This window comes from Pseudomonas psychrophila (assembly GCF_001043005.1).
In the GTDB taxonomy this organism is placed as follows: domain Bacteria; phylum Pseudomonadota; class Gammaproteobacteria; order Pseudomonadales; family Pseudomonadaceae; genus Aquipseudomonas; species Aquipseudomonas psychrophila.
In genome coordinates this window covers 466,069-491,114 of record NZ_JYKZ01000001.1, presented here as the reverse complement: position 1 = coordinate 491,114, position 25,046 = coordinate 466,069, and the positions used below count along the sequence as shown (strand labels likewise).

At 56.7% G+C, this 25,046-nt stretch carries 19 protein-coding genes and 2 pseudogenes; 12 read left to right on the top strand and 9 right to left on the bottom strand.

Going from position 1 to position 25,046, the window contains the following annotated elements; all coding sequences use genetic code 11:
• Window positions 1-118 precede the first annotated feature (118 nt).
• Window positions 119-2,872 carry a winged helix-turn-helix domain-containing protein gene (locus tag TU76_RS02315; protein WP_082136483.1) on the bottom strand — a complete coding sequence of 918 codons (2,754 nt, stop codon included), beginning with the start codon at window positions 2,870-2,872 and terminating at the stop codon, window positions 119-121.
• Between the two features lie 438 nt (window positions 2,873-3,310).
• Between TU76_RS02315 and TU76_RS02305 the strand changes: the two genes are divergently transcribed.
• The 8 genes from TU76_RS02305 (at window position 3,311) to TU76_RS25820 (ending at window position 14,196) form a co-directional block, all read left to right on the top strand.
• Window positions 3,311-4,471 carry a serine hydrolase domain-containing protein gene (locus TU76_RS02305; protein ID WP_048351007.1) on the top strand — a complete coding sequence of 387 codons (1,161 nt, stop codon included), beginning with the start codon at window positions 3,311-3,313 and terminating at the stop codon, window positions 4,469-4,471.
• Complete coding sequence (locus TU76_RS02300; protein WP_082136482.1) at window positions 4,468-5,889, top strand: DUF1329 domain-containing protein; 1,422 nt, start codon at window positions 4,468-4,470, stop codon at window positions 5,887-5,889. The genes TU76_RS02305 and TU76_RS02300 overlap by 4 nt, the downstream gene beginning before the upstream one ends.
• Before the next feature lie 133 nt (window positions 5,890-6,022).
• A complete protein-coding gene (locus TU76_RS02295; protein ID WP_157316092.1) occupies window positions 6,023-7,651 on the top strand; it encodes a DUF1302 domain-containing protein in 1,629 nt (542 codons plus the stop codon).
• 123 nt (window positions 7,652-7,774) lie between these two features.
• Window positions 7,775-8,842, top strand: coding sequence for a YCF48-related protein (locus TU76_RS02290; RefSeq protein WP_048351006.1), 1,068 nt, complete (start codon window positions 7,775-7,777; stop codon window positions 8,840-8,842).
• Window positions 8,843-8,847: 5 nt separating this feature from the next.
• Window positions 8,848-11,250 carry an efflux RND transporter permease subunit gene (locus tag TU76_RS02285; protein WP_048351005.1) on the top strand — a complete coding sequence of 801 codons (2,403 nt, stop codon included), beginning with the start codon at window positions 8,848-8,850 and terminating at the stop codon, window positions 11,248-11,250.
• A gap of 10 nt (window positions 11,251-11,260) precedes the next feature.
• The gene (locus TU76_RS02280; RefSeq protein ID WP_048351004.1) at window positions 11,261-12,019 is read left to right on the top strand and encodes an SDR family NAD(P)-dependent oxidoreductase; all 759 of its coding nucleotides are present in this window, start codon (window positions 11,261-11,263) and stop codon (window positions 12,017-12,019) included.
• A 736-nt stretch (window positions 12,020-12,755) separates the two neighbouring features.
• Window positions 12,756-13,739: an IS5 family transposase gene (locus tag TU76_RS02275; protein WP_048351003.1), complete on the top strand. Its 984-nt coding sequence runs from the start codon at window positions 12,756-12,758 to the stop codon at window positions 13,737-13,739.
• A 262-nt stretch (window positions 13,740-14,001) separates the two neighbouring features.
• Entirely contained in the window at window positions 14,002-14,196 is a 195-nt protein-coding gene (locus TU76_RS25820) for a Dabb family protein (RefSeq protein ID WP_053070204.1), read from the top strand.
• Window positions 14,197-14,283: 87 nt separating this feature from the next.
• Here TU76_RS25820 and TU76_RS02265 read toward each other — a convergent pair whose 3' ends face one another.
• A complete protein-coding gene (locus TU76_RS02265) occupies window positions 14,284-15,042 on the bottom strand; it encodes an SDR family NAD(P)-dependent oxidoreductase (protein WP_048351002.1) in 759 nt (252 codons plus the stop codon).
• 729 nt (window positions 15,043-15,771) lie between these two features.
• Between TU76_RS02265 and TU76_RS02255 the strand changes: the two are divergent.
• Window positions 15,772-16,292: pseudogene (locus TU76_RS02255) on the top strand (transporter substrate-binding domain-containing protein); the annotation flags it as partial.
• Between the two features lie 17 nt (window positions 16,293-16,309).
• On the opposite strand, the gene mobH reads toward TU76_RS02255, so the two are convergent.
• Window positions 16,310-18,151: a MobH family relaxase gene (gene mobH / locus TU76_RS02250; RefSeq protein ID WP_048351000.1), complete on the bottom strand. Its 1,842-nt coding sequence runs from the start codon at window positions 18,149-18,151 to the stop codon at window positions 16,310-16,312.
• A 306-nt stretch (window positions 18,152-18,457) separates the two neighbouring features.
• On the opposite strand from mobH, the gene TU76_RS02245 reads away from it, so the two are divergent.
• The 3 genes and pseudogenes from TU76_RS02245 (at window position 18,458) to TU76_RS02235 (ending at window position 19,625) form a co-directional block, all read left to right on the top strand.
• A complete protein-coding gene (locus TU76_RS02245; RefSeq protein WP_048350999.1) occupies window positions 18,458-18,778 on the top strand; it encodes a type II toxin-antitoxin system PrlF family antitoxin in 321 nt (106 codons plus the stop codon).
• Window positions 18,778-19,236 (top strand): annotated as a pseudogene (locus TU76_RS02240) (type II toxin-antitoxin system YhaV family toxin). Before TU76_RS02245 ends, TU76_RS02240 begins: the two are co-directional and overlap by 1 nt.
• A 29-nt stretch (window positions 19,237-19,265) precedes the next feature.
• Window positions 19,266-19,625, top strand: a complete 360-nt coding sequence (locus TU76_RS02235) for a DUF3742 family protein (RefSeq protein ID WP_048350998.1) — start codon at window positions 19,266-19,268, stop codon at window positions 19,623-19,625.
• Between the two features lie 12 nt (window positions 19,626-19,637).
• On the opposite strand, the gene TU76_RS02230 is transcribed toward TU76_RS02235, so the two are convergent.
• The 6 genes from TU76_RS02230 to radC all read right to left on the bottom strand — a co-directional run bounded on the left by TU76_RS02230 (window position 19,638) and on the right by radC (window position 24,945).
• Complete coding sequence (locus TU76_RS02230; RefSeq protein WP_048350997.1) at window positions 19,638-21,158, bottom strand: conjugal transfer protein TraG N-terminal domain-containing protein; 1,521 nt, start codon at window positions 21,156-21,158, stop codon at window positions 19,638-19,640.
• Between the two features lie 15 nt (window positions 21,159-21,173).
• Window positions 21,174-21,524, bottom strand: coding sequence for a hypothetical protein (locus TU76_RS02225; protein WP_048350996.1), 351 nt, complete (start codon window positions 21,522-21,524; stop codon window positions 21,174-21,176).
• Window positions 21,521-22,909, bottom strand: coding sequence for an integrating conjugative element protein (locus TU76_RS02220; protein WP_048350995.1), 1,389 nt, complete (start codon window positions 22,907-22,909; stop codon window positions 21,521-21,523). The genes TU76_RS02225 and TU76_RS02220 overlap by 4 nt, the downstream gene beginning before the upstream one ends.
• A gap of 10 nt (window positions 22,910-22,919) precedes the next feature.
• Window positions 22,920-23,855 carry a TIGR03756 family integrating conjugative element protein gene (locus TU76_RS02215; RefSeq protein ID WP_048350994.1) on the bottom strand — a complete coding sequence of 312 codons (936 nt, stop codon included), beginning with the start codon at window positions 23,853-23,855 and terminating at the stop codon, window positions 22,920-22,922.
• Complete coding sequence (locus TU76_RS02210) at window positions 23,852-24,271, bottom strand: TIGR03757 family integrating conjugative element protein (protein WP_048350993.1); 420 nt, start codon at window positions 24,269-24,271, stop codon at window positions 23,852-23,854. Before TU76_RS02210 ends, TU76_RS02215 begins: the two co-directional genes overlap by 4 nt.
• A gap of 194 nt (window positions 24,272-24,465) precedes the next feature.
• Window positions 24,466-24,945, bottom strand: coding sequence for a RadC family protein (radC, locus tag TU76_RS02205; RefSeq protein WP_231984244.1), 480 nt, complete (start codon window positions 24,943-24,945; stop codon window positions 24,466-24,468).
• Window positions 24,946-25,046 lie beyond the last annotated feature (101 nt).

Sequence of the window (25,046 nt, the reverse complement as noted above, 5' to 3'; positions counted from 1 at the left end):
GGATTTCTTGCACGTGAGATCAGCTTAAAGAACGATTCTGCTGGCTATAACCTATCTGTTGATCAGGGGGCAGGCAGGAGCGAAGTAACGCGCGCAGCGCGTTACTTCGCTCCGCTGACTAAAAGATTACGCCGAACTGTCGTGCACGACTTACGGCCTGACTACGGCGCCGAACGCCGATCTTGTCGAATATCTGTTGCATGTACCATTTGACACAACCCTCTGTGATGTTCAATCGTCGCCCAATTTCCTTGTTGCGCAGACCGCCATGAACCAAATGTAATATCTCGATTTCGCGACTGTTGAGAACACCCGAAATGGCATCGGAGGAAAGTGTCGGTAGCTCGTTCGACAATGGCAGGGCCGGGGATGGCAGTTTCGGTTGGCGCTCCAAAACGTGGAACGCCTCTGTGCCGCGACAAAGCACGCTCAGCTCTTCGATAAAGTCATCGACCTGAACGCTGGTCGCGAACGTTACGTGCATGTGGTCCATGCTGCCAAGCAATCCACCTAGCCAGGCCTTCTCATCCACGAATGTGCGCACAATACGCCTACGAGCGGCCGTCTCGAAGCTTTTTTTCAGGCCGCGCTGGGCCCCTTTATCGTTCCCCGAGAGCAGCAGCAGGTGGGCGTGAAGGACTTCCCAGCGCAGACAGTTGTGCACGGCATCTGCTTGATGCAAGAAGCGCTGCCAGACACGGCACAGCTCGATTGCGTCGTTGAGCCGACCTTGCGCCATGGCTACGCGTACACAACAAAAAGCCCGTGCCTCGTCGCGGGTGGTAACCTTGGAGACTGGTCGAACATGTTCGAGCTGGCCGATCAGTCCATTCATGCGGCCGAGCCGGAGTACTTCCTTCTGATCTCCCAATGCGAGCAACAGGCGCATCCGTTCCGCCAGCGCGCAATAGCGCAGGCGCTCGAAGCCGTGCTGCCTGGCGGCCTGATCCGCTTTATCCAGGAGCGCGAATGCCTCTGCATAATTATCGTCATGACACGCAAGCTTGACCGCAGTCAGCCAGCCGGAAATCGTCTGATCGATGAACCCCTCGTACTCCACCAGAGGCAGGTAAGTGGCCAGCAACTCGCGCGCTTCCATCAATTCGTTTCGCTCGTAGTGCACCTCGGCCAGCGGCAGGGCCAGGATTGTGGCGTATGGTGAGCCGACGCCGGTTATACCCTCAGCAGCCTTGAGGGCACTACGCAAGTCGTTGATTACTTGTTGCGTTTGTCCAGCCATAAACCGTGCTGGACCGATGATAGCAGCGTGCACAATGATTGATAGCTTGCTGTCCCCACGCCTGAGCTGCTCTTCGGCAAGGTGGCCTAAGTGCTCGATTTCATCCAGTTTGAAGCGTTCCCGATGGGCGTACAGCAACGCGTTATAGACGCTACCACGCATGATCGGGTGGGCCTCGCTGTACTTGTCGATTAGGTCAAGCGCTTGCGTTTCCAAGAGGTGGGTATCGTCGACCATCATTGAAAACATGGCCTCGCGGTGCAGGAGTTCCTGACGCAGGATGCGCAAGCCGTTGTCACCATAGCGGTGCCGCGCTTCCTCGGTGCCGAGGTACTCGCGGGCGATCCGCAGCAACTCTTTGGCTGTCTCAAACTTCCACAGGTGTAGCATGGACCAGGCTTGGCCAAGCAAGATTCGCGGGTAGCGATTCAGTACGTGGCGGGGCAATTGTTCAACCAGGCGCCAAGCTGGGTCATCGCTGGCTTCGAAAAACATCACGATATTGTCGTCCACGATTTTCGCAGCGTGCTCAGCATCGTTCGATTGCAAGGCGTGGTTGTAGGCTTTGAATAATTGGTTGTGGTGGAGAAAGTGCTCACTGGCGCTCAGGTGCAGACTCTTCAAGGTGTGCTGCGAAGATTCGTGCAGCTGTTGGGCCAGGAACTTGCGAAAGAGCGGATGCAACCGATAACTGTTGGGGTATCTTGCGTCCTGGCTGAGGAACAGATCGTTGGCAGCGCAATAGCGGAGCAAAGCGGCACTGCCTTCAGTCTTGCGCAGGGCGTCACACGCGGCAAAATCGATTTGTTCTAGTACCGAACAGCTCAACAGCAACTCTTGAATAGCCGTTGTTTGTGCGTCGAAGACCTCTTCCCTAAAGAAGTCTTCATACCAACTGGCTTCCTCCCATGGCGCGGGGTGGGTGGGTTCATCCCGGGATCGCCAGCACTGCATCGCGAGGTTCATCCCCCCTGGCCAGCCATCGGTCAATCGCAGCAGCTTGCTGACGCCCTCTCCGTCTGTTGCAACTGCATAGCGTTGCAAAAACTGGGAATTTTCCGCAGCCGTGAATGCCAGATGCTTACTGCTCATCTCCATAAGCTCACCGCGCAACCTGTACTGAGCCAGATTGATAGGCGAGCTTCCGCGGCTGGACACGATGAACTGCACACCCGACGGCGCCGACTCCAATAGCAGGGCCAACAGGCGGGAGCTGTCGCCAGGCTGCAGCTTGTGCGCATCATCGATCAAAATATAGGCGCGGGCCGATATCTCCGTGTTGTTCTGAGCTGCACGCCACTGAGCATGGTTATCGCCATCTTGAAAATGCTCGTAGAGAGTACCGAGCTGATGTACAGCCCGCTCAAGGTTGCTGCACGCTACCCATACAAGTGTGGCACCCTGCGCTTTCAAATGCTGGTAATGCTGCGCCAGTAACGTCGTACGACCATAACCCGCGGGCGTGTGAATGAGTGCAATTCGTGAGAAACAGCTCCTCAGTTGTTGATGGAGTAGCTCGCGCGGCAGGGCATCTTTAGCAGGTGCAGCAGGTTGATCAACAGAAAATATACTAGGCAACCAGGTATTGAATGATTCGCGTTCAGTAATAGGTACTGATGTTTTATGATGCATCGCATCACCTCCTATAGGGCGGTAGGTAACCTCTTATTGCATCTCAGCTCTTGCGTCATACGGTGCTACGCAGGCGATGCCTGCTAATTAAGCCTGCGCTAATCGGGCAATGCAACGACCACTGCTCGGCTTAGATCGTGCTGCCGAAAGATGCCCGTGCCACCGAGCGCTGAAGGGCTCGTCTCTGCACCATAACTCATTCTTCTGATTCCACTTCCTATCGAAAGATAGGCTCGTATCGCCAGGCGCGATGACTCGCTGTGTGTGCCGCTCCACTGTCCATCAGATAGGTGATGGGAGTTGGGATGCTCGGTATTACTACCACTCAGAAAGGGCTTGCAGTTAAGCCAAACGTGCGCAATCGCGAATTTTTAACTCGCTGTTGTGGTGGGGTACGTCGATGACGGCCGCGTTATCAACGTTAAAGAGGAGTACTAAATGACCAAGCAGGCGATGGGACTAGTTCCGGAACGTCTAGCACAGATCAAGCGTGCCATTGAAGAAGATGTCAGCAAGGGCGTTTATTTTGGTGCTGTGATTCGGGTGACTCGCAATGGTGAAGCCGGTCTGGAAGAAGCAATCGGCTGGGAGGATGAGACTCGTCAAAAAGCACTTTCCACAAACTCGGTCTTCAGCATTTTTTCATTAACAAAAGCTTTCGTTAATATCTTGACCTTGGCGGCAATCGAGCGGGGACAGTTCGCGCTGACCACGAAAGTCGCTGATGTGATTCCCGAGTTTCGCGGCGCCCCACGCGATGGGGTTACGGTGAAGCATCTGCTGACCCATACCACCGGCATGCCGGGGGTTTGGGTGCCAAAACCAGATATGTATCAAGACCGGCTGGATGAAATGCTCGACGCCATTTGCGAGAACGTTCATGGCGCTGTACTGCCCGGGGAGCGCTGTGATTATGCACCAGCGGTCAACCATATCCTGCTGGGCGAATTGCTCCGCAAAACCGACCCTCAAGGGCGCGACCTGCGCACGCTGATTCACCAGGACCTGTTTGAGCCGTTGGGCATGACAGATACCTGGATGGGTGTGCGTCCCGATTTGCGTGAGCGGAAGGTGGTTCCGCAGATGCGCGGCGTTATTCCTATCGCGTGTCTCGGCCGGACGCAGTCAGGTCGCTACAGCTTGTTTGAAGAAGAAGTCAACGAAGCGGCTCACGTCGGGGCCGTATCGACCACTGCTGACCTCTCCCGATTCGCAGAAATGCTACGCCGCGGTGGCGAACTGGACGGGACGCGAATCTTGGCACCGAGAACGATCGAGGTCGCGCGCAAGAACTGGACTGGGGACCTCTACAATGAGCTCTATCGAACGGTTGCGTTGCGCGCAGGCTGGACCACTCCACCCAAAGCCTGCATCGGCCTGGGCTTCAACGTGCGCGGCGCTGACCTGGTTCACCATCAGTTTGGCACCCTCACCAGCGAGGAGACCTTCGGCAACTATGGTGCCGGCACCGGCCTGTTCTGGGTCGATCCAGTGTTGAACATGACATTTACCTGCCTGAGTGCGGGAGTTCTTCCCCAAGCGAGAAACATTGAACGCTTCCAGCGCCTTTCCGATATGGCGGTGGCTGCGGCGATTTGAAGATTACCGAAAGCTTTACAACAAAAATAACGCCCATGAAGCTGGAGATTTATATGCGCCACAATAAACATAAGACCTCACTCTACGTGCTCATGGCTGCGGGCATGCTGCACCCGGTCTTCTTCAACGTAAGCCACGCGGCTGCGTCTGCTGAAGAAGTGCAAAGTTTGGGCACCACGCTGACCCCACTCGGAGCGATCAAAGCCGGCAACGCAGCAGGTACCATTCCAGCCTGGACCGGGAGCAAAACCCAGTGCCCTGCCAACCTTCCTGCAGGTAGTCTGGCCTGGGAACCGTTCGCGGACGAAAAACCGATCCTATCCATTACTGCTCAGAATATGGCGGAACACAAGGATCAGCTGTCGCTCAGCGTGCAAAGCCTACTGCAATCCAACCCAGATTACCGGGTGGATATCTATCCAACGCACCGAACCGCAATTGAGCCGGAGTGGGTTTATCAGTACACCAAGACCAATGCATCGCGGGCAACGCTAACTGAAGGTGGAAAGGCAGTGAAAGGTGCCTATCGCGGCACTCCTTTCCCGATTCCGCAATCGGGTGGTGAAGCAATGTGGAACCATTTTCTGGCATGGAAAGGCTCCGCAGCGGATACGGTCGCGGATTTATTTGTCGTTGACTCTAACGGTACCCGCTCACTCTCTGCACGTATCGAGGCGAGTCGTGTGTATCCCTACTATGTCCAAGACGGTGAAAGCAAATTCGATGGCACTCACTGGATGTTATCGCGCGCTCAGCTCAAAGCACCGGCTCGCAGGGTAGGCGAAGCAACAGTCGGGGTGTTCCCCATGGATTATCAAAACCAGCTTTTTGGGTCATGGCAATATATGCCTGGCCAGCGCCGCGTACGCAAATTGCCCAACGTCCAGTTTGACACACCAAACTTTTTCGTTTCGGGCGTCGCTAACTTTGATGAGGCTTACGGCTTTTTTGGGTCTCCTGAGCAATATGATTGGAAACTGGTCGGCCGTAAGGAAATGTATATTCCTTATAATACCAATAAAATGCTAAAAGCAGGACCAGATGCTGCGATTGGTCCTCATTTCATAAAGCCTGAGTTTGTTCGGTGGGAGTTGCATCGAGTTTGGCAAGTGGAGGGGAAACTGAAGGACGGTGTGCGAAACTCGGTGGCATCACGAACTCTTTATCTAGATGAGGATACTTGGAACGTTGTCCTCAGCGATCTATGGGATACTCAGAACAAACACTGGCGAGGTGGCATTGTCTATTCAAGTATTTCTTGCGACCTGCCAGGCGTTATCCCGCTGCCTTTTCAGAATATCGATTTCCAACAGAAGGCTTTTGTGCTTGGCGAATGGAGCGATCAGTACCAGTCGCGTGAACCCCGCCCTAGAAGTTATTACAGTCCAGAGGCGTTAGTTCAAGGGGCTCAACGTTGATCTGATTGCTGTCATCTAACCATTCTGGCCTGTGCCGTCTCGAAATCCTCAGATGGCCCAAGCCGCGTTTCTCACACATTTCCTTTGATGAAGGCACATGATTCGCTCAGTGCTGTCAAACGAGTCAATAATAATGAAAACAAATAAAGCCTGCATCCCCTTTGTTTCCAGCAAAGTTTTACAACGCCAAGCGCGCAAAGTGCTTCAACCTTTGAATAGTATTTCGTTAGGTCTAGGCCTGCTTTTAACTGCAGGAGTGGCTCCCATGGTTTCTGCTATTACTCTAGATATTAATTCTGAGATAGAAGCAGACTGGACTAATACCCTCAAGTATTCGCTGGGTGCGCGCACTGGAAGTAAAAATAAAACCAACCTAAGCAATTCCAATGCCGATGACTCCGAGCGAAATTTTGACCGGGGTTCACTGGTAATGAATCGCGTGGATTGGTTGTCCGAGCTTAATTTTAAATATCAGAATTATAGTCTAAATTTGAGCGGTGCCGGCTGGTACGATAATGTCTACAATTCTTCCAACCAAAACGACTCCCCAAGTACAGCCAATGCCTTTACTGCTTCGAATGATCACTACACTTCGGACGCGCGGAAATGGGCAGGACGCGATTTTGAGTTGATGAATGCATTTGTGGGTGCTCAATATGATGCTTTCGGTTATCCCATCAGCGTTAGGCTGGGGCGGCATACGCTGCTGTGGGGGGAGAGCATGTTTTTCACCGATAACGGCATTGCATCTGCAATGGCTCCGGTGGATGTTTACAAAGCGCTGAGCGTTCCAAACATAAAGGCTCAGGAAGTATTCTTGCCCGTTAACCAAATTTCCACCAGCATTTTACTCAGCGATGAGTGGACAGCAGAGGCGTATTACCAATTCCAATGGGAGAAATCCCGCCTTCCCCCTGTTGGCACGTTCTGGAGTAATGCGGACGTTTTGGATGAAGGTGGCGAGCGGATCATCGTAGCACCGGGGAGTTATCTCTATCGCGGACATGATGATAAAGCAGACGCGCCACAGTTCGGGGTGTCATTGCGCTGGCGTCCGTCGGCATACAACCTGGATCTTGGGGTTTACGCCATGCGCTACAACTACAAAGAACCACGAGTCATGACTAGTCTGTCGGGAGGTTTTGATCCGGTGACTGGCAGCGTCGGAACCTACCACCTGGAATATAAAGAAGGTATTGAGCTGTATGGGGTGAGTGCAAATACATCCATTGGAAACCTAAACCTCGGTGGTGAAGTTTCCTATCGGCATAATATTCCTCTGCGTTCTCTTTCAAGTGTGCTAGAGCCTGATGTGCTCGGGGATACTGCTAACGTGCAACTTTCTGCAATTTACGTCGGCGGGGCAGGGGCGCTTTGGGACAACATCAGTTACGCGGGTGAATTGGCCGGCCATAAGTTAGCTAAAGTCACCCAGCATGGTGAGCAGCGGGACACCTCACTCAACAGCTTCGCTTACGGCACGCGAGGCGTTATTACTCTCGATTACTTTCAAGTCGCGCCTAGCCTTGATTTGTCCGTGCCGATTGGTGTCGGCTATATGTTCAAAGGTAAATCACCAACTTCTGGAGCGTTTGGAAATTACGCCGAGGACCATGGAGGCGATTTGACGGTGGGCTTGGGTGCTACGTATGAACAGCACTGGCAAGCAAGCATAAATTACACAACATTTTTTGGTAATCATGATAATAACTACTATGTAGGAAGGGATTTTGTCATGGCGACACTCAGTCGATCATTTTGATCGGGCGGCGCGGAAGTCCTGTGTGGGTCTTCCGCGGTCAATCGAAAGTGCCCCCAGAAAAAGTGTCGAATTTTATCAAAATAATAAACTATTGCGCTTATAGTTCGCTTACAGGATTTTACCATGCGTGCCATACGATTTCCGGGCCTCGCGGTCATAGCATTATTCATTTTAAATCTATCAGCTTCAGCGATCGCTAGCCCGCTCCCGACGGTATTGGACGAGCCGGCGCAGCGGGTCGAGAATCCCGAAAAGGCCTACCTACTGGGAATCGCTAAAGCCGGCAAGCGTCTTGTGGCCGTCGGCGAGGCAGGGCGAATCATTCTGTCTGATGATAATGCAAAGTCTTGGTATCAAGCCCAGTCGGTGCCAGTCAGCGTCCTACTGACAGACGTAGCTTTTGCCGATGAGCGCATCGGTTGGGCCGTGGGGCACTTGGGTGTGGTATTGCGTACGGAGGATGGCGGCAGGACCTGGCACAAGCAACTCGACGGTGTAAAGGTCGCCGAACTGATGCTCGCGCAAGCCAACAGCATGGTGAGCGGTAGCAGCGAAGCCCAGGCGCTGGCGGTTGATCAGGCCAAGCGCCTTGTCGAAGACGGTCCGGACAAGCCTTTCTTGGCCTTGCACGTGTCCACACCTGAGCAGGCGTTGGTGATTGGCGCGTACGGCCTCGCGTTGAGAACCAGCGATGGCGGGCTGCACTGGTCTGCGGCAACGCAGATCGCCGATAACCCGGGAGGACTGCACTATTATGCGGCGGCACAAGTCGGCAACGCCCAGCTCTTGGTCGGCGAGCAAGGGATGCTGCTACGCAGTGTTGCGGGGGAGACCTATGAGCGAATTGCTCAACCTTACTCGGGTACGTTGTTCGGATGCATCGGGGAAGCTGGTGGTCCGATGCTCGCTTTCGGTCTTCGTGGCAACGTCGTGAAGTCAGTGGATGGTGGCTCCACTTGGAAGCAGCTAGACAGTCCGCTGCATGCCTCTGTTCAGGCAGCCACACTGCTGGCAGACGGTACCATCGTCCTTGCTGCTGAAAATGGCCAAGTGGTGGCGTGGCGAGCCGAGGGGGGATTTTCTGCCCTGGGTCAGGCCGGCCAGCCAGTCGCAGCATTGGTTCAGACGCAGCCCCACACCCTGATTTTAGTGGGCCCTCATGGGGTTGAATCGGTAAGGTTCGGAGCATAATAGCCATGAATATCAATGTGCAGTGCTCTACCACCGCGTCGACATTTCGGGCGCAGGATGGATCATTCCTGGAGCGATTGCTGTTCGAGAATCGCGTGTGGATAGTTTTCTGTTGCTTGGCACTGACCGCCTTCTTCAGTTATCAAGTTCGCCATTTGGAACTCAATGCGAGCTACAAAGCCGTCATTCCCAATGACCATGCATATGTGCAGAACTATCTATCCCACGAGCGCGATCTGAAAGGGCTGGGCAACACTCTGAGGATTATTGTGGCCAATCCTCATGGTGATATTTTCGATCCTGATTATCTGAAGACCTTGCGTGAAATAAACGATGCGGTTTTCGCAATACCGGGGGTCGAACGCCCCTACATGCAGTCCCTATGGACCCGAAGTACGCGCTGGTTGGCTGTAACCGAGGAGGGCATCGATGGCGGCCCGGTGATGCCGGATGCGTATGATGGGACTCCGAAGTACCTGGAGGCGCTCAGGCTTAATATTCTGCGTTCAGGTGAAGTCGGCCGCCTGGTTGCTGCTGACATGCATTCGAGTGCCATCGTCGTTCCGTTGCTCGATTACGACGCCCAGGCTGGCCAAGCGCTGGATTACGGTAAGCTCTCACAGCAACTGGAGGCTATCCGGGCGAAATATCAGAATGACAAGGTCAGCATTCACATCGTTGGTTTTGCCAAGGTGATGGGGGATCTGATCGACGGCCTGTGGCAAATTTTGATCTTCTTCGCAATTGCCGTCGCCATTGCAACGGCTATGGTCTATTGGTTCACCCGCTGTCTGCGCAGTACGGTCCTGGTCGTACTTTGTTCCTTGGTGGCAGTGCTCTGGCTGCTTGGTCTGCTACCTATGCTGGGTTTGAGACTAGACCCTTACTCTATCCTGGTGCCGTTTCTCATTTTCGCCATTGGCATGAGTCATGGTGCGCAGAAAATGAACGGTGTCATGCAGGATGTCGGTCGTGGCCTATCGCGCATCGATGCTGCCCGCAACACCTTCCGCCGGCTTTTTCTGGCGGGCTTCACGGCGCTGGTGTGTGATGCTGTAGGGTTTGCGGTGCTGTTCATGGTCAATATTCAGGCCATCCGCGAGTTAGCGCTCACCGCAAGCCTGGGCGTGGCAATCCTGATCTTCACCAACTTGATTTTGCTGCCAATTCTGTTGACTTATACCGGGGTCAGCCATGACGCCGCGCGTCGTGCTCTAGCCAGCGAAAACAAAGCATTGGCGGGAGGCACGGGAGGTTGGAACATCCTGGTCCTGTTTACCCGTCGGCCATATGCATTGGCTGCAATTTGCACGGCACTGCTGTTGACCATTGGCGGAGCAGCCCTTGCGACTCGTTTGCAGGTGGGCGATCTGGATGCAGGGGCGCCAGAGTTACGTGCCGACTCCCAGTACAACATTGATAACGCTTTTGTGAACGGACATTACGCTACGAGCAGCGATGTATTGGCGATCATGGTGACCACTTCCGCCGAGCAGTGCGCTGACTATGCGACTCTGGTTAAGGTCCGCGAATTGCAATCGATCTTGCAGCGGCTGCCAGGAACAGACGCTACTGTGTCCTTTACTGATCTGGCAAAGCAGATGGGGACCGCGTTCAACGAGGGCAGCTTGAAATGGGCTGAGCTAGTACCCAACCAAACCGTTCTGAACACGATCATGACGCAGGCATCGCGAGGCTTGTTCAACGGTGACTGCAATATGCTCACCCTCTACGTCTACCTTCGTGATCACAAAGCCAGCACCTTGGAGCAGACGGTGCAAACGGTTGAAACATTTGCTGCGGGGGCCAATACGGACGATGTGAAGTTCCTGCTGGCAGCCGGCAACGCTGGTATCGAGGCGGCGACCAACCAGGTGGTCAAGCACAATAACTACCTGATGCTGTTAGGGGTTTACTTGGCGGTGATCATCCTCAGCCTGATCACCTTCCGCTCGTGGCGGGCCGTTCTCGTGGCCATTTTGCCCCTGGCGTTGACCAGTCTGCTGGCCGAAGCACTGATGGTGCTCGTCGGGGTGGGCCTGAAAGTGGCCACCCTCCCGGTGACTGCCCTTGGTGTAGGCATCGGGATTGATTACGCCTTGTACATATTAAGCATCATGCTCGTTTGGCTTCGTGCCGGTGCGTCGCTTGAACAAGCTTATTCCCGGGCCTTAATGTTCGTAGGACGGGTCGTATTGCTGACAGGCATGACGTTGGCGGCTGGAGTGGCGACCTGGATGTTTTCCCCGATCAAGTTCCAGGCAGACATGGGCTTACTGCTCGCGTTCATGTTCTTGGTCAACATGTTCGGCGCTTTGGTGCTGCTCCCCAGCATTGCTTGCTTCATGTTAAAGCCAACCACCCAGAGGCCGGTGACGGCCCCGACGAAAGTTATAGAAAATGCCTAGGAACCTTCTCATGAAGCGACGTTTTGAAAACAAGGTAGTCTTGGTGACTGGTGCGGCAGGAGGTATCGGTCTGGCCATAGCGCGAGCTTTCGCTTCTGAAGGTGCGAAAGTCATGCTGGCTGACCGCGACAGTGCGAAATTGCACGCAGCGGAGCAATTGTTACGCCAAGAGGGCGGCGATGTGGCCTCGGTCGTCGTCGATGTCACCGACTACAGCGACTGTCAGAAGATGGTCGCCGCGGTGGTTCAGCGGTTCAACGCGCTCGATATTGCCTGCAATAACGCTGGTGTTCCGTCCCCCATTGCGCCCTTCGAGGAGCAATCACTCTTGCAGTGGCAACGGGTGATGGACGTCAACCTGAATGGCATCTTCCATTGCATGAAAGCGCAAGTGCCTGCTCTGCGGGAAAGCGGGGGCACTGCAATTATCAATACTGCTTCGGTCACAAGTCATCTGGCGTTTGCCGGGATGGCGGGCTATGTGGCGAGCAAGCATGGTGTCGCGGGATTGACTAAGGCCTCCGCGTTGGATCTGATTGGTTACGGTATACGTGTGAATGCGGTGGCCCCGGGATTTATCGAGACCCCGATGCTTGCGCCCGCGCTTGAAGGCGAAGATGGTCGCGCCTTCTTTGATGCGCGGGCGCCGATAGGTCGTATTGGTAGGGCTGAAGAGGTCGCATCGTGCGTACTGTTTCTGGCTTCTGCAGAGGCGAGCTATGTGGTCGGTGCTGTATTGAATGTTGACGGTGGGATGGCGCTGACCTAGCGCTTGATGGGTGCTGATAACTGGAGTGCCCTCGAGGTCGAAAGACTGTACGTCAAGCGACACCTCACGGTTTCACTCTTACCGTGAGTGGAAGCCTAGGCCGATCAGCTTTGACCCTGCCCGGTCGCCAAGCGCCCCTGCGGCCCGCCTCCGACGTCACCCACCTGTAGGCCTGACCTGTGAAAGACGGCTTGTGAATCAAAGAGCACCTTTCACAGACCGATCAGTACGCGTGCTGCTCGACAGGTATGCCGCATTTTCTGTCAGCAGCAGCCCAAGTCATCTATGGATAGCGTTATGGAAAAGGCTTTTCTGATCGAAAGATAGGTGGTCGAGCGGTGTTTCGGGGGGCCTAATCAAGGTTCCATAATGGAGACTCCAACATGAAAACAATAAAAATGTGGATAATTTGCACGCTGATCGGTTTTACTTCCCTCGTAGCGACTGCCCTACCTAGCTTGCAGGTGACCTTTCCGGATAATCGAATGGCTATATGCCACCAAGAGCCCAGAGCGTGCCAGTTACCCAGCAATTTTCGACTCTGGCCGTAAATGGAGTAACCTGCAGACATGGAGCTTCAACTACCAATGAGTTGACGGTCGAAGACGTGCCCCTACCATCGTATTTATCGCCCTCTGGTTGCCTAGGGATTCTCCGATCAAGTTCAGCACAGCACAGCATCCGCTTGCTGTGCTGAAATAGCTCACTCCTCTCGCCACGAGCAACAGCCAGTCCCATGAGTCAGATGAGCTTTTCCGATTTCGAGTACGCCGGCAAATGCAAGCAGACCCGTCGCGAGCGATTCCTGGCCGAGATGGAGCAAGTCGTTCCCTGGAGCGGACTGGTGGCCTTGATCGAACCTCATTACCCAAAGGCTGGCGGTGGTCGCAAGCCGTATCCATTGGAGACCATGCTGCGCATTCATCTGCTGCAGAACTGGTTTTCTCTCAGCGACCCCGCCATGGAAGAGGTGCTCTATGAAATCACCTCAATGCGTCAATTCGCCCGGCTGACGCTCAGCGCTCCGATCCCCGAAGACACCACGATCATGAATTTCCGACATCTGCTGGAGAAGCAGCAACTGGCATCGGGCATCCTGGACGTCATCAATCGCTACTTGCAGGATAAGGGCCTGTCGCTTCGCCAGGGCACCATTGTGGATGCCACGATCATCCATGCCCCCAGCTCGACCAAGAACAAGGAAGGCAAGCGTGATCCTGAAATGCATCAGACCAAGAAAGGGAATCAGTACTTTTTTGGCATGAAAGCCCACATCGGTGCCGATGTGGAATCAGGCTTGGTGCACCACGTCCACGGCACTGCGGCCAATGTCGCAGACGTAACGCAAGTGGCTGAACTGCTGCACGGTGACGAGAACGCGGTCTACGCCGACGCGGGTTACACAGGTGTTGAGAAACGCGAAGAACATGACGGGCGCAAGTTGATCTGGCAGATCGCTGCGCGCCGCAGCACATACACGAAGCTGAGCAAGCGAAGCCTGATCTACAAGACCAAGCGTGAAATTGAACGGGTAAAAGCCCAGGCCCGAGCCAAGGTCGAACACCCGTTTCGGGTCATCAAGCGCCAGTTCGGCCACGTGAGAAACCGGTTCCGTGGATTGGTGAAAAACACGGCCCATCTCACCACCCTGTTTGCACTGTCGGACCTGTGGATGGTGCGCAAGAAACTGATGGGTATGGGTGAATTACGCCTTGGATGAACAAGGTGGGCTAAAAAGCCCGCCTACGACCACATGAACCGGCTCAATCATGCCCAGCATGACCGAGTAATGCTCCTGATTGCTGGTCTTGGCTCGGCAAAAGCTAACTTGATCGGAGTTTCCCTAGGTTGATCGCGACTTTGGCCGGTCCGACTGCAATAATTCAAGAAGTGCTTGAATGGTTGAGGGCGTCGCTATGTGGACTGTCGCCGGGGAGAACTGTGCAGAAAAAACGGAAATACCACTGAGGTGAAAGTGGCTTATGAAGGTTTGCGCTCGGATCCTTGGCCTTAACCACATCGAAGTTGGCATGGACTTCAGTCGCGGGGCTCATGCCTGTGACATCATTCTGCACAGTGAATTTATCAATCCAACCGATCTCGCAGCCTATGGCAGCAACCCTGAAAAGCTCAAGGCGAGTAGGGCGGTGCATGAGCTTTGCGTTACGCGGCCGTGATATGGCTAGTCTGATGACGGGCGTCAGCTCATGCGGCAGTTGCAGGGAACAGCGCGGAGTGCGCCATTCCCAGCTTGGATTGCATGATCACTGGTGCAGCTCACGCCAGTTCTTAGGAAGTGCTCCCAAAGTACTGCCACCATCCACCAAGTATTCCCCCCCTGTAATGTACCCAGAATCGCGATGTGCCAGGAATGTGACCATGCGGCTGATTTCCTCCGGTTGTGCAGCGCGAGAAATTGGCTGAACCGCAAGCACTGCGGACAGGTCATGCGGTGCAGTCATCGGCGTTTGCACGGGACCTGGTAATACGGCATTAACGCGGATGTTGTCGTGCGCCAGCTCCAAGGCTGCAGCCTTAGTCAACCCAAGTACCCCCCACTTGCTCGCGCAGTAGGCCGTTGCCAAGGGATACCCTTGAACCGCCGCAGTCGAGGCGATATTGACAATAGCGCCGCCACCGCGGCTCTTCATGTCATCGATGACTGCAGCGATGCCCAGATAGGCGCCAGTGAGGTTGATATCCAGCATCTTACGAAATAGAGCACTATTACCAGCGACAAGAGCCTCAATGCCGATGATGCCAGCATTGTTGACTAACACAGAAATCGCCCCGAATGTAGCGTTGGTGGCGACGACCGCATTGTGCCAAGAGGTCTCGTCAGCCACATCCAGACGAACATAGAATGCGCGATCACCCAGCTCCTCGGAAAGCTCTTGCCCAAGTTTGCTCGCGATGTCAGCAATGACGACATTTGCGCCTAAGGCATGGAAGGAACGGACATGTGAAGCGCCCATCCCGCTTGCACCACCGGTAATCAGTACTGTTTCGTCATTGAAGTTCATGTCGCTCTCCCAATTTAACGTGTGAATTGAAATATCCTACGAGCAGTTGGATGTCAGTCACCCTTTCGCCTCCAGCTAATAGTGGACGTGCGTTTGCATCATTCTCAGCTGAAAGAGATAGTTCACGAGGTGTCCTGCGCGGCTAACGCTGCGTTGAAGTCGAAGCCAGTCTCAGCTGTGGTGCCAGGTACATCCCTTTCAGAGGGACGGCTCGCTGAAGGACACCGTCAGCGTGTGAAGGAGCAGCGAGTTGCCCGCCGTCGGTAGCATTGGCAGCCATGTGGCATAGCATCAAAACGAGGATATTCGTGATGCTTTTAATCTGACCGCTCAGCCTGGCGCGATGCTCAGTTGTGAAGAGTGGCGATGGCGCATTGTCGAGAGGGGCTGCGGGGCATTGCGGTGGGATAATCATGACCTTTTCCTTATTTTTAGAGGAGCCTAAAGCTTGAGTCGACACAGTTTTTCCGTGGCCAGCATCGCCCAACCGCTGCGGAGCGTCGCCTATCCAATGGTCAACAGGTTCACTGACTGGAGGACGAATTCAGTTGCAAGGTCGGAAGGATAATCACGTGGAGACAGGCTCTACACGTTCGATCTTGCAGTCACTGTTGGTGGCTAAGGCCATGCTGCTTGGGCAGTGGTCGACGGTGTGGAGGGAAGTCCACCACTAGTTGACCTGCGTATCAGAGATAAGAGGACGCTGGATAGGTGCCGGCTTTGCTTTAGGCGCAGGCCGATGCCGTCGCCGTCATCAGCGCATATGGCGTACTGAAGGTGGCCGTACCTCAGGACTTTCCGCCTTCCGGTTCCATTGGTTCGGACCTGCAGCCGCGCGGCCTGGATATCGACACTGTGAAGCTGCTGGCCGACAAGCTCGGTGTGAAGCTGGTGCTAACCCCGGTCAACAGCACCAACGCATTGCATTCCTCACTACCGGCAAGGTCGACCTGGTGATCTCCAGCCTGGGCAAGGACCCCGAGCATGAGGCGGTACTCGACTTCTCCAGCTCCCACGCGCCGTACTACTTGGCGGTATTCGGACCTGAGACGAAGAAGGTCGAGTCTGTCGAGGCGCTCTCAGGCAAGACTATCAGCGTTACTCGCGGCACGATCGAGGACATGGAGCTCAGCGCCGTGGCACCCAAGGGGACCATCATCAAATGTTTTGAAGACGGCAATGCGACCGTCGCCGCTTACCTCTCCGGTCAGATCGAGCTGATCGCCAGTGGAAGCGTGGTCATGGCCTCGTGCCTCGCGTCGAATTTTCAGCCACCTTGGGTCAGGGACAGATAGGGGTTGTTGGGCGGAACCTCAGTCAATACCAAGCTGGCATCTTCCATCAGATAGCCATGAAGGCGGCGGGATTTCCTTGGACCCGTGACTTCGCAGGTCCAGATGTTCAAGCCATCAGGCTGCTTGCGGTGCAGTTGCAGCTTTTCGAAGCGCTTCTGTACCCATTGCCAGTCCTGCTGTTTTTCCTGTCTGGCCAAAGGGTCGATCTGTGGATGCTCCTGCGCATAGCGTTGAAACACGCCAGGGCTGACCAGATAGGCAGTGTCATTCACCGAATGAACCAGCGCTCTGGCATCGTTAATGATGAGCCGGCGTGATGCGATGCCCTCCTTCAACCAGCCCAGAAAGTGCTCACCTGAGGGGAGCTCCGTCGCTGCGGTTGATAATTGCTGTGCTTCCGGAATCTGTTCCGGCGCGACTGCAGCACTCGCGGCGGGTACTTTGCTGTCTGCGGGTGCCTGTACGCCTGATGGCCGGTCTGGGGAATCCCCGGATGCATTCCCCAGCATCGCCAGCATCTCTTCCATCATATCCAGCGAACCGTCCTTGGCGATGAGCATCGGCGCTGGCGGTATCAATGGGGCGCCGAAAGCTGGCTCTGGTGTAGGGTCTACCATGGTCGGTGTGGTGAGGGAGGACTGGTTCTGATCATCTGTGCCTGGCTCTCCAACACCTACCGCCACGGAGCCGGCAAAGGGCTCTGGGCGTTCGCTTGCCTCCCAGATCAGAGCCGGCGTCAGACGCAGCAACGTGAAACTGTGTGACCAGCCGGTCGTGCTGGTGACGGTAGCTTTCCAGATGGCCCTACCTGCCTCAGTGGGCTGAAGGATGCCGTGATCCTGCAGCACATTGAACACCGCTGTATTGTTCGCGGGTATACCCTCAATGCCCTGGGCCAGTAAATGCGCGCGCAGCTTATCTGAAACCGTCTTGCTCACGAGCCAAAGTGCTTCCTGGGTCAGCCAGCCGTCCGAGGGGCCTGGCTGGTTCAGTTTGAATTCTTCCTTCAGCAGGTAGCGCAGGCCATCGAGCAGTTTGCGTTGAAGAGCATGCCGGGGAGCCGACATCACCCTGGTCGGGTCACCTCCTAGTTCCTGAGCCACTGATGCTCGGTCAGCCTGGACCACGAGTTCGCCGAGGACGCCGGCATGCTCATACTGCCCTGCCAGTACATAGAGCAACGATGTCCAAAGAGCCGGGTAGCCGCTGAGCCAGTCGAGGATGTTCTGATCGAGCAACCGGTGGTAGAGCAAGCCAGTAGCGGCACTATGCAATCGGTATTCACGATTATCCCTGTAGCGGAAGCGGTACGGCTGGGTCAGCGGTCCGTGCCAGGGGTGCCAGGTGGTGCCGTCGGCCAGTTCGACGTGCAGATCGACCGCGATCTTGCCGATGTCGTGTAGCAGAGCGGCATAGGCGACGGCGGCCGTCCAGGCTTCGGCTTGCGCCGCCTGATCCTCGGGGCTGGCGGAGATAGGCAGCAGATGGGACTGTCGCAGTTTCAGGCTGTAGGCGACGATCTCCAGGCCATGGTCCAGCATGCCCCCCGGGTAGGCGTGGTGGTGGCTCTCCGAGGCTGGGAACTGCTGGACCAGCTCGGCGTAGCGCTCCAGCGGTGCGAGATACAGGCACCTGAACTGCTTGCGTGAGAGCGAAGTACGTTGCCAGATGTGTTCCAGCAGCTTCTGCCGACGGGGCGTCGCCAGCAAGGATGCGGCCGACTCCGGCCGGGTCAGCCCCTTACCTTTTACAGCCGCTTCCGTGGGCGCCATCGGTGCCGACGCCGAGCGTTTTCGTTGGAACAGCGCGAACATGATGTCACCTGACGTTGCGGTGGACGGGAGAGCCTTTTCCTTTTCCGGGTAGAGCCTTTCCCCTTTCCCCTTTCCCCTTGCCCCCATTCCATTGACCCTTCCCAGCCCTTTGACCTTCATCGAAGCCTTTACATGTAGCTCGGCTCGGGGAGTCGCTCTACAAGCTATCCGAGACGGGGTCAGTCCTTTTTTTGAGGTAAGCGCGATCCGTCTACCGGCGTCTGAAGATCTCGCCAATCTGTCTTGACGAGGAAAGGAATATTCCTTACCGTCGGAAAAGCTGTCGTCCAAGGAGCACGCCACGCCATGCCAGCCATTCATGAACTAGCCACGCTCACATCGAAGGGCCAGATCACGCTGCCCAAGCCGATCCGTCAGGCGTTGGGCGTCGATACCGGCGGCAAGGTAGCGTTCGACCTGGGCGAGGATGGGCAGATTGTCGTCACCCGCGCGAATGCCGAGCACGAAGATCCGGCCATCGGCGCGTTTCTGAGTCTGCTGGCCCGCGATATCGAGGCTGGCCGGCATGTTCGCGGGTTGCCGGACGAACTGGCTCACGCTATGCTGATGCAGGCTGGGCATGACGTGAATCTGGCCAACGAGATTGATGGCGAAGTGGCGCTCTGATGCAGCGGCATGGATGGACGCTACTCTTCCTCGATTGTGTGATCGAGCAGATGCAGAAACTGTATGCCGTCTCGCAGCGCGCGGAGCAGAATGACCCGATAGGATTTGCATCCAATGCCAACGTCAAGCTGTTCCGAGCCCTGAGCCAACTGATGCTTGAAGTCGTTCCCGGTGAGCCGGCGCGCGATGAGTACCGTCAAGGCAACACACTGGGGCCGGAATATCGCCACTGGCGACGGGCCAAGATCGGGAGACGATTTCGGCTGTTCTTCCGTTACGACTCGAGGGCCAAAGTGATTGTCTATGCTTGGGTCAACGATGAGTAAACGTTGCGCTCCTCGGGAAGCAAGTCCGATCCGTATGCGGTGTTTGAGAAGATGCTGGGTCGTGGAAATCCGCCAGACGACGGGGACGCATTGGCAATTACCAGCCGGCGGGACTGGAGCAAACTGGAGTAATTGTTCAACGCGCGTAGCAGGTGATGGCTATGAGCACGAGAACTCGCATCAGTAATGCAGAACGCTTTGGCCGCTGTCTCGGCCGCAGATGGCGTGCTTATGTGCGCAGAGAGCGGCGGGTATCGGGATGGCTGATTGCGCAAGGCGTGCCTACGCCAGCGGCGGCTGTGTTGATCTGGGGGGTCAAGCTCGCGGTACTGGCTGTGCTGCTCTATACCGCGTTCTGGCTGGCTCTGCTGTTGGTGTTCGGCGTCGCTGCAGCGTGGGTGGCCCGCAATACCAATTGGAATGAGCCGCAACCTGAATGGCGGAGCGGCAATCTCGGATTTGGCCTTTACCATCCTGATGGCTCAAGGATCGATCCTCACGATCCCAACGACGAAATGTAGGAGTAACTCATTTTACTTCTTGGCGACATTCATCAGTGAGGCCCCCCCTTTTCCGCCTGCCGTTTGCGCGTCCTTGCTGCCATTTACGAGGGCCTGAGTGATTGCACCGGCTTGGAAACCTGCCCAGCCCAACGCAGTCATCCAAAACGCAGGCAGCACCAAGAACATCGTCCCCATGACGAAATTCAGCAACAGATCGCCAAAGGCATTATTCAACCCCATCACCGGATCGAAATTAGTGACGGGCCGGTTCCAACCCCAGCCCGAGCCATAGAGCGCGTCGAGGATGGTGCTGTCGATCCAGCGAGCGAGCTGGAACCAGAAGTCGACGAAGAACAGCGCAAACTGGACCACGCTGACGGTGACCACGGTCTTCAGGTCGTAGGTGCCCATCAACAGCACCAGCGGGATGCAAATCACCAGGGCCATCTTCAGCAGCGCGAGTACCATCGGCAGCGCTTGACGCACCACGTCCATCGCCGGAAATGCAGGAATGGCTCCCACCGCAAGACCTACGTCGCCCGCCGTGCGGGTAACGATGTTCGGCAAGGTCTTGTCGATCTGGCCACCATAATCGGTGTAAACCGTTCCTTGGTTGAGCTTCTGTTGGCGCGGGGAGGCGATTGCGCGGATGACCGAGTCGTCGACCTCACTGCGGCTCAGAAAGCCTGCCCAGCCGGCCAGGGGTGTAAGCAAGCTGGGATCGACCTGGCCCAGCAGACGTGCCCGCAGACCATTGCCATTGTCGCTCCACCATTGCTGGCAGGTCGGGTAGCCGCCCCCGCCGGGCACCTGCGCAAGGCCCGCGTCGCGGTCAATGTCATAGGGCCAGGCATCGCGCGGCGTGCGTGAGTGGTAGGTGTCATAGTAGCCGCCAGTGTTGACGAAGTAGGTCGAGCCGATCCAGGTCACGTCATGCATCTGCGCGTCGTCGAGTGGGGGGCGGTTCATGAACAATTTCGCCCTGGCGGGTCCATAGCAGTCGTGGGTGAAGTCCGCCACGTCCTGCGCGAGGAGGGGGTCGTCAATGCGCGTAGTGTTGATCTCCATCCTCATTTGCCGCAGATCTGTTCCGCACGGGATCGCTGCCACCGAGGCCCCTGTCACCGCGCGGGAGAGCGCATGTATGAAGGCCCACCACACCGGCACCTTGGCGCTCTGGTTGTTGAGCGTGCTGAATGACTGCGACCAGCCGGTATCAGTAGGTTGCGGAACATTAACCTGGCACTGTGCCGATCGCGCCTGGTCGTACTTGATCGTGCCGAGGTCAATATCGATAAACGGGATGCCGGCGAACATCAGCACGACGATGGCCACCCAGATGCGGTTCTCGATGCGCATCGAGGACAGTACGCCCTTGTTGCCTTCGTCGGCCCCTTCAGTACGTGCTTTGAGCCATTCCTGGATAATAATGGCTATAAAGGGAATGGCAAACACGCCGCTGGAGACCAGCACCGACCAGATGCCGTTGTGGACGATCCAGCCCACGAGGGTCAGGTAATACTCCAGATAGTCAGTGGTGAAAAGCGTCATGTTCGAGGTCTCCCGTTAGACCGCCTGCATCAGCAGGCCGGCCTCCAGTGCGACGATCGCGATGAGGCCGGCGATCTCGGTACGTCGCAGCCGGCGCCGTGCCGAGGCATCCGACTCGCGTGTCAGCAGCCGACGGCGCATCCACACCCAGCCATAGACAGTCGCCCCGTAGAGGCAGAGCCGCCACAGCAGGAAGTAGCCAGCCGCGTTCGCCAGCCAGCGTTCCCAGCCGGCAATGCTGCCGACCAGATAGAGGCCGGCGATGTTGGCCGCCACTGCCAGCGCAACGAGCAGCAGCGTCCATAGCAATGCCCTAGCGACGCGGCTGTTGAGGAGCCAGCGCGGCCGTAGCCATGCTGCGTTCATGGCGTGCCTCCTGGATGGGAGCGCTGTAACTGGTCGAGGCGATCCGGCACCGGGTCGCCCTCGTAGATACCACGCGAGCCTGACGCGCGCGTGCCATGGCGCTGAATGATCGTCATCGGCGAGTTGTTTGCCAGCTCGCGCCTGATCTCCAATTCGGTTTTGAGGTTAAGGATCTCGCGGTCGAGTGTGTTGCTTTCATGATTGACCGCTTCGACGGCCAACTGGTTGGCTGCGACGTTGGGTTCTTTCTTGCCGGTCAATAGTGTGCGCTGCAGCAGCAGAGCCTTTTCCAGTACCGACGCCAGCGCTACCTCGGACGCTAGGCGGTGGGCGAGGACATCTTGGTCGGGCTCGTCACGTAGGGCTTCGATAACGCCGCGGGTAACCGGCAAGGATGTACTGCCAGCTGCACGCAAGTTCTCAGAGGTGGTATGGCGGGCGCCGCTGATCAATTCCTGCAGCGTTTCCAGCTTGGTCTCGTACTCTTCCTGAATCAGCGGCGTCAACCCGACGCCTGGCACGGTTTGGGTCTTGGTGCAGGTCTCGCAGGTGCGCTGCTCCTGTTCGCCGAGCACGCGTGTGGCCCAGTCGGTGGCCGCTTGCGGCGACGACCAGGTCTGGCAGGCTAGGCTATTGCAGCTCGCCGGGTCGATGGATGTTGGGTCGGTTGCACTGCGGCCATTGACCAGGTTGTAGCCGGCACGCGTTACGTCGCTGATCACTTTGATCGACGGCTGGCCGGCACCGCCAGCATTGCCGCCGCCCACCCAAGGCACGCCATCCTTGCCCCGGCTGGTCTCCGCCTGTTCGATGGCCAACACCGCGTCAGTGTTCGCCACCGCCTGGCGCAACGCCATGCCCTCGGCGAGTTGATTCCAGCCCATCTGGCCGCCTGCTGTGTCGGCCATCTTCTCGGCCATCGCGCGGCAGGTCAGTTTGGAACGATCGAAATCGAGCCTGGCCTGAAGAATACCGTTGGTCAACAGGTTGTAGAGGCCGGGGTCTGCCCGCTGAATGATCAGCGCCGGCAACGATGCTACCGCGCTCGTCGCGTTCTGGATCACGCTGCTCATGATGTTTTGAAAGCCATTGGTGAGGCCGTTGAGCTGGTTCTGGATCGTGGTGCTGATGTCCATGTCGCCGCACATCAGGTTGCTGTTCCAGCCTGCGCCCACACCGAGAGAATGCATGCCGGCCGCGCGGCTCATGGACACCGCGCTGCCGCCACCAATCGAATACATGAGGTCGTCGCTAATCACGCTGCCGCTGTTCTGGAAACCGTCGGGTTGGGCCGATACCAGGTTGCTGACCAGCACCAGCGCGCTGGCCAGAAGGGTTACCTGCCACCGCAACGGCAATTGGAAGAGGGTGACAGGACGCTTCATTGTTTTCCCCTCAGTTGAAGTCTGTACTGCCGAGGAACGTCTGCCCGCGGCGTTCGCAACAGCTGTATGGGCGCCAAAGCGCCCAGGCATAATCACCTTGCTGGGCCTGGGCCAGCGGTTCGCTGTGGGGGAACACCACGCAGCGGTTGGAAAGACGCGGCGTCAGCTCCTGCCACTTGCCGGTCGAGGCATTGCTTTCCTCCAGCGCTCCGGCCGGCCAGTAACCGGGCTGCGAGTTCGCGAGCAATGGCTGATAGACATGCAATTGCCCCCGCCGGGTGACGATGTCCCCGGCGCGTTGGGCGACCACGGCGCCGGCCTTGTAATCGTCGACCTGATGTAGAAATCCGCCGCGCGGATAGACGGCGCCCCACAGGTTGAACGTGCTGCGTGTGCCGATCTCGCGCTCGCCGGGCGTCAGTGCTTCGGGGTACACCATTTCGGGGATGTTGTAGCGCCACGCGATAGTGTCGAGCGTGCTCAGCAGGTATGGCATAAACGCGGTGCCGGCACCTTTGCAGGCGTAACCTGAGGCGCTGGCGAATTGGCCGAACACATGGCCGCCGGGATGGCCGATCACGTCGGCGTTCTTGAACTTCGCCATGTTGCTTTCATTGTCATGGTTCGTCGTGCCGTCGCCGCCTGCCTGGGCCGTCACGTTGGGGGCACTCATGGCCCGCACTTCGCTCCACGGGTTCTCACCGGTGTTGGAGTAATTCGAAACCACGGCATCCGGAATGTAGTGGCGCACCTTGGTGGACGTCCGCACCGAGCAGCCGAACGGCGTACAGAACAGCCAGTAGCAGATCCCTACGATCCGGTACTCCAGGCATGATGGGGACAAAGTGGAAGACACGATTGTCGCGGTGTTGAGCGCGAACGATGACGATGCGGTCGTCAATAAAATGGCGGCGATGCCGGTACGCCGAAGGCGGGCACACTTCATGGTTGAGTCCTACGGTAGGCCTCGATGCGTGCGATCGCCTTGGCGACGCCCGGCTCGCCATAAACTACGTAGCGTTGATCCACGACGATGGCGGGAAGGGTAGTGATGCCCAGGCTCCAGGCATCGGTCACGCCCTGGTAGGCCCTCGCCAGACGCTGCTCCAGCGCGGGGCCGCCGTGCTTGAGGCGCTGCTGTACCAAGAGTGACGCTTGCTGGACATCACTTGGAAGATCGGTCGACAGTTCGGCTTCAATACGCGCGGGTGCATCCAGCTCGATCAGTCGGTCAGGTGTACCTTGCACGCGATGTTGGCGGTCGGTGATGACCCAGATATCCATTGCACTAGCCGCAGAGGCACACAGCGCAATGGCCAACGCCAGGCACCTGATCGGGCCGGGGGAAAGAGAACACAACATGGCGCAGCATCCGGTGGTTCATGACCTCGGTAGTGCAACGCATCGCGCTTAACGCGACGACAAACAATCGGAAATGGGAGGTGCCCGGTTTCCATGCACCTATGAATCGCGGTATTTCGTGGACCGCAGATGCCCCATCGAAAGCATCGCTTCCGATGGGGTGTTGGAGCGTCAGCAAGCTGGCGCGAAGAGGATCAGATCAATCCGTGTTCGGCGAACGAATAAGGATCGCCTTTCCCGATGATGAAGTGATCCAGTAGACGGATATCGACTTGCCCCAATATCTCCTTCAATCGCTGGGTCAACGTTTCGTCCGCCGTACTGGGTTCAGTGCAGCCGGAAGGGTGATTGTGGCAGAGCACCAGAGCGGCGGCGTTATGGTCCATACAGCGCTTGAGCACCACCCGTGGATAGACGCTGGCGCTGTCGATAGTGCCTTGGAACAAAGGCTCGTAGGCCAGCACCTGATGCTTCGAATCGAGGAACACGGCGCCAAAGACTTCATGCGGCTGTGCTGCGATTTTCAGCTGCAGGAAATTGCGCACATCCTCCGGGCTTTTCAGCGATGGGCCACGAGTGAACACTCGCTGCTCAAGGATGACCAACGCCTGTTCGATGATTTGGTCTTCGTCCGGTGTGCCGACGGGATTGAGTGAAGCATTACCACTGATCATGGCGAGGGATGTGGACATGGGAACCTCCTTTAGGAATTGGAGGCAGCCGTCCCTGGAGGGCGGACCCTCCGGAGACAGTGACGATAGGCATCCGCCACCGC